This is a genomic window from Citrobacter sp. S55_ASV_140, from assembly GCF_018919505.1.
In the GTDB taxonomy this organism is placed as follows: domain Bacteria; phylum Pseudomonadota; class Gammaproteobacteria; order Enterobacterales; family Enterobacteriaceae; genus Citrobacter; species Citrobacter werkmanii.
In genome coordinates, this window is sequence record NZ_JAHLQZ010000199.1 from 1 (window position 1) to 6,914 (window position 6,914).

Consider the following 6,914-nt stretch of genomic DNA (forward strand, 5'->3'; position numbering starts at 1 on the left):
CGCTGGCGCAGGGCCGCTGAGCAACAAAGGAGGGCAACTCAACATAAACCTTGCAGCAGTGGGGATCAGTCCTGACGAGGTCGATACTGTTTTATTGACGCACTGCCATCCGGACCATATTGGCGGTCTGCTGGATCCTGAAAAACGGCCAGTTTTTCAGCGCGCTCAAATTATGCTTCATCCTCTTGAAGCGCAACATTGGCTGGATGATAAAAAACTCAGCATGGCGAATGAGCGCGGGCAACGTAATTTTGGGCTGGTCCGTCAAACGTTACACGCTTATGCGCGAAACCTGCGTTTTTTCGACGGGGATAACATTGCAGAAGGTATTCTCCCAGTATGGTTACCGGGTCATACGCCCGGGCATACAGGATTTCGCATTGATGCAGATGATAAATGCTTATTAATATGGGGCGACATCGTCCACTACCCTCATATTCAGTCAGCGCACCCGAATGTCTCTATTTTATTCGATACCGATCCCGCTCAGGCCGAGGAAACAAGGAAGAAAATTATGGAAAAAGCTGTCAGCAAAAAAATGCTCATTGCAGGTATGCATTTAGGCCAGGCGGGGTTTGCCAGCATTTTCAGAGAGGGGAGTGGATACCGCCTTTCTTACTCTGAGAATTGAACGGATATGCCCGACAGGCTTGTAATTGATTAGTGCTATTCAACGTCATTATTGTCCAGAGTGGACCGTCAGATTAGGTTTGGTTCTGCGCCGTGAGAGCGCCAGTTCAGGTCCCTCAATATTGCCACACCCTGCGTAGCTGTAAAAACAAATGGTGGAAATGATAACTATTTCTATTTAACATTATTTATTTGCGAGTGGATAACACTATGAATAACAAGCTGTTGGGTGTGGCCATTATTGCTGTTTTGTCGGCAGGTTTAGCTTTTAGTTCTCATGCAAGTGAAACAATAAGCAAAACTGGGGTAAGGACGTTGGTGGATGAAAGTAATAAATTCAAAGTAGTATATGATATTGATGATAAAGGAAAAGTTATAAATATCAGATTTCCTGATGGCGTCGTTGATGCCGATACTAAGCAAAAACTTACCCGGGAAATGGAAAACTGGGTATTCGAATCTGGCAGTCCACAGACCGATGTCAGCTCTGTGGTGACTTTAACATCAACCCCAACGTCCGCGCATAGCAGACCTCGCGGCGCTTCAGACGGTCTTTTTGTACTAAGTTGAAGGAGTTTTGGCTGTGTTCAAACTCACCTGACCCTTTGTGATACGATAATTGTTTTAGATTGTCACATGGGGCCAGATTTTGAATTCATACATTTTCCTTGCCGGGGCCATTGTAGCTGAAGTAATAGGTACAACCCTGATGAAGTTCTCTGACGGATTTACACGTCTATGGCCATCTGTAGCAACCATTGTATGCTACTGCACTGCTTTTTATCTTCTCGCTCAGACGCTGTCGACCATTCCAACGGGTATTGCGTACGCAATTTGGTCAGGTGCTGGAATCGTATTAATCAGCCTTTTGGGCTGGTTGGTAAGTGGGCAGAAGCTTGATTTTCCGGCGATCGCAGGCATGTTCCTTATTTGTGCAGGGGTTCTGGTTATTAATATTTTTTCCAAATCTTCCCCGCATTAATTCTATTGAAAGCGTGTCGCATATCTGGCGCTCTTAGCAGAGCTTATCCCCGTGCGGTGAAAAAAGCCCGCTTCATATGAAGCGGGCTTGCTGTTAGTATCTCAATCAGAACTGGTAGACTAAACCAACGGCAACGATGTCATCAGTCGCGATACCATTGCTTTCATAGAAGCTATCGTCTTCATCCAGCAGGTTGATTTTGTAATCAACGTAGGTGGACATGTTTTTGTTGAAGTAGTAAGTCATACCTACATCAACATATTTGACCAGATCTTTGTCGGTGTAGCGTGGGGTGCCATTGCTATGGTGATCCCAGCCGCCTAAATCAACGCCTTTAGACTGCAGAAATGCAACGGACGGGCGCAAACCAAAGTCAAACTGGTATTGTGCAACAACTTCGAAGTTTTGCGTTTTGTTAGCAATACCGCCTTCAACGCCATCCCCTTTACCGTATGCGGTCATATTGCGTGTTTCAGCATACATGGCAGCCAGGTACACGTTATTCGCATCATATTTGGCACCCACGGTCCAGGCATCAGCTGTGTCACCACCAGCATAGCGGTTGGCATGGCTACTGTCGCCACGTCCAGCAGCAACCTGATTATTAGTACGGTCAGAGCTGGAGTATGCCGCACCGAGGCTTAAACCGAAGTCGAAGTCATAGGAGGTAGACATACCGAAACCGTCGCCATTTTCACGAGACAGTCTACGTCCATCACCATTACCAGTACCTTCGCCTGAACCACCATCTTCATTATTGCCCTGGTACTGCAGAGCGAAGTTCAGACCATCAACCTCACCGAAGAAACCTTTATTACGGTAGGTGGCAACGCCGTTGGTACGACCGGTCATATACACGTCGGTCTGGGTGTAGGTATCGCCGCCGAATTCCGGCAGCATATCGGTCCAGGCTTCTACGTCGTAGACAACGCCATAGTTACGACCGTAGTCAAAGGTACCGTTCTGACCAAAACCTAAGCCAGCGAAAGCCAGACGGGTCCATGAATCTGCACCTTCACCTTCGGTGCCGTTGGCCTGGACGTTATATTCCCACTGACCATAACCAGTCAGCGTGTCGTTGATCTGGGTTTCGCCTTTAAAGCCCACACGTACATAGGTCTGATCGCCGTCGCTGCCCGCATCGTCAGAGAAATAATGCAGACCATCGACTTTGCCGTACAGATCCAGTTTATTGCCGTTCTTATTATAAATTTCAGCGGCATTCGCTGCGCCTGCAGCTAATAAAGCAGGGAGGAGAAGTGCCAGTACTTTTCTTTTCATTATGTATTTCCTTATGATAATAATTAATATGAATATGTAGTACTATCCGAAAGACTACATTTGGATACTATCTATGAAGTTCATTTAATTTAAAATATAACATGTAACAAATCTATTTAAGATATTTCATAATATTTCTATGATGTCTTTTTATAAATTAATGTGTATGTGTTTAATAATATCATTTATATGATAAATTTATTTTTATCAGTGGGTTATGTGTTTCTTGTGTTCATTGCTTTCGTGTATTTTATTTTTGGGGGTTATTTGTTATTTGATTACATATGATTATCTGTTGCTATGGTGTTTAGGAAACAATAAATTTTCTATGATTATATTAAACTGAGAGTAATAATATATTTATATAAATTGAAGCGCTGGCAGTGGTCTGTAATGAAAATTGTTGTTAAGGTGGTTTTCTTTCTGCAAAGAGAGACCGCATGGAACGACAAGATTGGCAGTCAAAATTTGAAGCCTGGCTACAGGATAACCATTCCGGGCAGGATGCTGCCCATGATATTTCTCATTTTCGTCGCGTGTGGAAGACCTCGCAAAAGCTAAGCACGGATGCGACCGTAAATTGGCTGGTGGTTCTTACAGCGTGCTACTTCCATGATCTTGTCAGCTTGCCGAAGAATCATCCGGATCGTCATCGTTCGTCGGTATTGGCGGCGCAGGAAACACGCCGCATTCTGAGGCGCGATTTCCCTGATTTTCCGCAACACTGTATACCTGCCGTATGTCATGCCATTGAGGCGCACAGTTTCAGCGCGAAGATAGCACCGGAAACTATTGAAGCTAAAATTGTGCAGGATGCCGACAGGCTTGAGGCGCTGGGGGCTATCGGTTTAGCGCGCGTATTTGCCGTGTCTGGTGCGTTAGGCGTGGCGCTGTTTGACGCGGAAGATCCATTCGCGCGGAAGCGTAGCCTTGACGATAAACAATATGCGCTCGATCACTTTCAGACCAAATTATTGACGCTGCCGCTGACAATGCAAACTGAACAAGGCCGACATTTAGCGCAGCATAATGCTGACTTTTTACTGACGTATATGGCGAAGCTGAGTGCGGAGTTAAAAGGAGAGTATGCAATGCTGGATCTCGACGCGATTCAACCCTTTAAAGCACGTTAGTCGCCAGTACAGCCGCAACGTCAACCGCGCTATTTTATGTTAATCTGTCGGTTATCCATTTCGGCCGGTTAAATGTATGCAGGATAATTTTTCAGTAGCAGGCTCCATGAACCCAATGACAGATGATAACAAGGCCGCCGCACAGGTAATTTTGGCTAAGTTGCTTGAAATTTATGACGTGAAAACCCTGGTTGCTCATCTGAATGGTGTTGGTGAGAACCGCTGGAGTCCGGCCATCTTTAAGCGAGTAGTGGCGAACGAAACATGGTATCGCCTCAGCGACAATGAGCTTGCTCATCTGAGTTCCTTGCTGCCGACGCCACCTGCGCATCATCCGCATTATGCCTTTCGATTTATCGATCTGTTTGCCGGCATCGGCGGAATTCGTCGCGGCTTTGAGGCGATTGGCGGGCAGTGCGTGTTTACCAGCGAATGGAACAAGCATGCGGTGCGCACCTACAAAGCGAATAATTATTGCGATCCGCTCCAGCATCACTTTAATGAAGATATTCGCGATGTCACGCTGAGTCATCATGATGGAGTAAGCGACCAGCAGGCGGCGGAACATATTCGCCAACATATTCCTGAACATGACGTACTGCTGGCAGGATTTCCTTGTCAGCCTTTCTCCCTGGCTGGGGTATCAAAGAAAAATGCGTTAGGGCGGGCCCACGGCTTTGCCTGTGATACACAAGGCACACTCTTTTTTGATGTGGTGCGCATTATCGATGCGCGTCGACCAGCAATATTTGTGCTCGAAAACGTTAAAAATCTGAAAAGTCACGACCAGGGTAAAACGTTTCGCATTATTATGCAGACGCTGGATGAGCTGGGTTATGACGTCGCGGATGCGGCGGATAATGGACCTGACGATCCGAAAATAATCGATGGACAACATTTTTTACCTCAGCATCGTGAACGTATTGTGCTCGTCGGATTTCGACGCGATCTGAATCTGAAATCAGACTTCACGCTGCGCAATATTGTCACTCGCTATCCGCCGCGACGTACTACGCTGGCGGAGCTGCTTGAGCCGACCGTCGATGCGAAATATGTGCTGACGCCGGTGTTGTGGAAATATTTATACCGCTATGCGAAAAAGCACCAGGCGCGGGGGAATGGGTTTGGTTATGGCATGGTGTATCCTGGTAATCCCGATAGCGTAACGCGCACATTATCCGCACGCTATTATAAAGACGGCGCCGAGATCCTTGTCGATCGCGGCTGGGATATGGCGCTGGGGGAAAAGGATTTTGACGATCCATTGAACCAGCAGCACCGTCCGCGCCGGCTTACACCACGGGAGTGCGCGCGCCTGATGGGGTTTGAATTACCCCAGGGCTATCAGTTCAGGATCCCGGTGTCGGATACTCAGGCTTATCGCCAGTTTGGTAATTCGGTGGTCGTTCCGGCATTCGCGGCGGTTGCCAGACTGCTGGAGCCGAAAATCAAACAGGCGGTTGCTATTCGCGAAAAAGAGAACCTGCATGGCAGACGTTCACGATAAAGCAACGCGCAGTAAAAATATGCGGGCGATCGCCACCCGTGATACCGCCATTGAAAAACGCCTTGCCAGCGTACTGACAGAGCAGGGCGTAACGTTTCGCGTGCAGGATGCGACGTTACCTGGTCGCCCCGATTTTGTAGTGGATGATTACCGTTGTGTGATCTTTACCCATGGCTGTTTCTGGCATCATCACAACTGCTACTTGTTTAAAGTCCCTGCCACGCGAACGGAATTCTGGCTGGAAAAAATAGGTAAAAATGTCCAGCGTGACGCGCGGGATTGTGAAAAATTGCAGACTCTGGGCTGGCGTGTACTGATTGTCTGGGAGTGCGCCCTGCGCGGGCGCGAAAAACTCGGCGATGAGGCGTTATCTGAACGTGTCATCGAGTGGATCTGCGGCGGTGGTGCCACCGCGCAGATCGACACTCAGGGTATTCACTTACTGTAGTGTCTTTTCCGACGGGGTAGCAACGGCATCCGCTTTCATAGGGAATAAGTATTTACCGAGGGTGACCAATACCACCGCAAATACGATCACGCCGAGCGCTAGCCATTCGATGAGCGCCAGACTTTCTCCTCCCAGACCGGTACCTAGCAGTACGGCGACAACCGGATTAACGTAGGCATAGCTGGTGGCTAACGCCGGACTGACGTTGCGAATCAGGTACATATACGCGTTAATGGCAATAATAGAGCCAAACAGGGCCAGGTACGCCACCGCCATAAAGCCTGAAAATGTCGGCATAGTGGTCAGTTTTTCCCCGGAGAGCAACGAGGCGCACATCAGCACAACCCCGGCGGCTAACATTTCAATGGCCCCAGCCATCATGCCAACGGGTAACGTTATGCGTGAGCCGTACACCGAGCCAAACGCCCAACTTATCGAACCGATCAGGATTAATACAGCACCCCAAGGATTACCGCTTAAATTACCGCCGCTGTTCAGCATGATGATTCCTGCTAACCCAATGGCGATTCCCACCCATTCCAGCTTACGCGTTTTAATACCAAAAAAGTGGCTAAAGCCCAGTGTAAACAGTGGAACGGTAGCAACCACCACCGCGGCGATACCGGAAGGCACATTTTGATGTTCTGCGACGGTGACCAGCCCATTACCCACAGCCAGCAGCAGGACGCCAATTAACGCGGCGTTCAGGAGCTGGCGCAGAGGCGGCAGCTTATGCCCGCGAATCAGTAAGAATGCGGTTAACAAAATGCCCGCAGAGAGAAAACGCACGCCAGCCATCATCAACGGCGGCCAGCTTTCCACGCCAATGCGAATAACGAAGTAGGTGGAACCCCAAATGATATACAGCGCGAAGAGCGCACTGAAAAGTGGTAACAATTGCCTGAAACGCATAATCCCTCACGGTGGAAATAA

General features: G+C 48.3%; 8 protein-coding genes. 6 read left to right on the forward strand and 2 right to left on the reverse strand.

The window, feature by feature from the left end; translation table 11 throughout:
• The 3 genes from KQJ18_RS20050 to KQJ18_RS20060 all read left to right on the forward strand — a co-directional run.
• The coding region (locus tag KQJ18_RS20050) for an MBL fold metallo-hydrolase (protein WP_216422574.1) at positions 1 to 631 on the forward strand (631 nt) is incomplete at its 5' end.
• Positions 632 to 840: 209 nt separating this feature from the next.
• Positions 841 to 1,200 carry a hypothetical protein gene (locus tag KQJ18_RS20055; RefSeq protein WP_150345143.1) on the forward strand — a complete coding sequence of 120 codons (360 nt, stop codon included), beginning with the start codon at positions 841 to 843 and terminating at the stop codon, positions 1,198 to 1,200.
• Positions 1,201 to 1,279: 79 nt separating this feature from the next.
• A complete protein-coding gene (locus KQJ18_RS20060; protein WP_003839058.1) occupies positions 1,280 to 1,612 on the forward strand; it encodes an EmrE family multidrug efflux SMR transporter in 333 nt (110 codons plus the stop codon).
• Between the two features lie 105 nt (positions 1,613 to 1,717).
• Here the strand turns inward: KQJ18_RS20060 and ompC are convergent, their stop codons facing one another.
• Positions 1,718 to 2,893: a porin OmpC gene (gene ompC / locus KQJ18_RS20065; protein WP_121529197.1), complete on the reverse strand. Its 1,176-nt coding sequence runs from the start codon at positions 2,891 to 2,893 to the stop codon at positions 1,718 to 1,720.
• Between the two features lie 440 nt (positions 2,894 to 3,333).
• Here ompC and KQJ18_RS20070 point away from each other — a divergent pair, with 440 nt between their 5' ends.
• The 3 genes from KQJ18_RS20070 (at position 3,334) to KQJ18_RS20080 (ending at position 5,981) form a co-directional block, all read left to right on the forward strand.
• Positions 3,334 to 4,026, forward strand: a complete 693-nt coding sequence (locus KQJ18_RS20070) for a phosphohydrolase (protein WP_038641602.1) — start codon at positions 3,334 to 3,336, stop codon at positions 4,024 to 4,026.
• A 76-nt stretch (positions 4,027 to 4,102) separates the two neighbouring features.
• Positions 4,103 to 5,533: a DNA cytosine methyltransferase gene (locus tag KQJ18_RS20075; RefSeq protein WP_216422575.1), complete on the forward strand. Its 1,431-nt coding sequence runs from the start codon at positions 4,103 to 4,105 to the stop codon at positions 5,531 to 5,533.
• Positions 5,514 to 5,981 (forward strand): very short patch repair endonuclease, encoded by a 468-nt coding sequence (locus tag KQJ18_RS20080; protein ID WP_038641598.1) that lies wholly within the window; start codon positions 5,514 to 5,516, stop codon positions 5,979 to 5,981. The genes KQJ18_RS20075 and KQJ18_RS20080 overlap by 20 nt, the downstream gene beginning before the upstream one ends.
• Here the strand turns inward: KQJ18_RS20080 and yedA are convergent.
• A complete protein-coding gene (gene yedA, locus KQJ18_RS20085; RefSeq protein WP_216422576.1) occupies positions 5,973 to 6,893 on the reverse strand; it encodes a drug/metabolite exporter YedA in 921 nt (306 codons plus the stop codon). The two genes, KQJ18_RS20080 and yedA, sit on opposite strands and share 9 nt — an antisense overlap.
• Positions 6,894 to 6,914 lie beyond the last annotated feature (21 nt).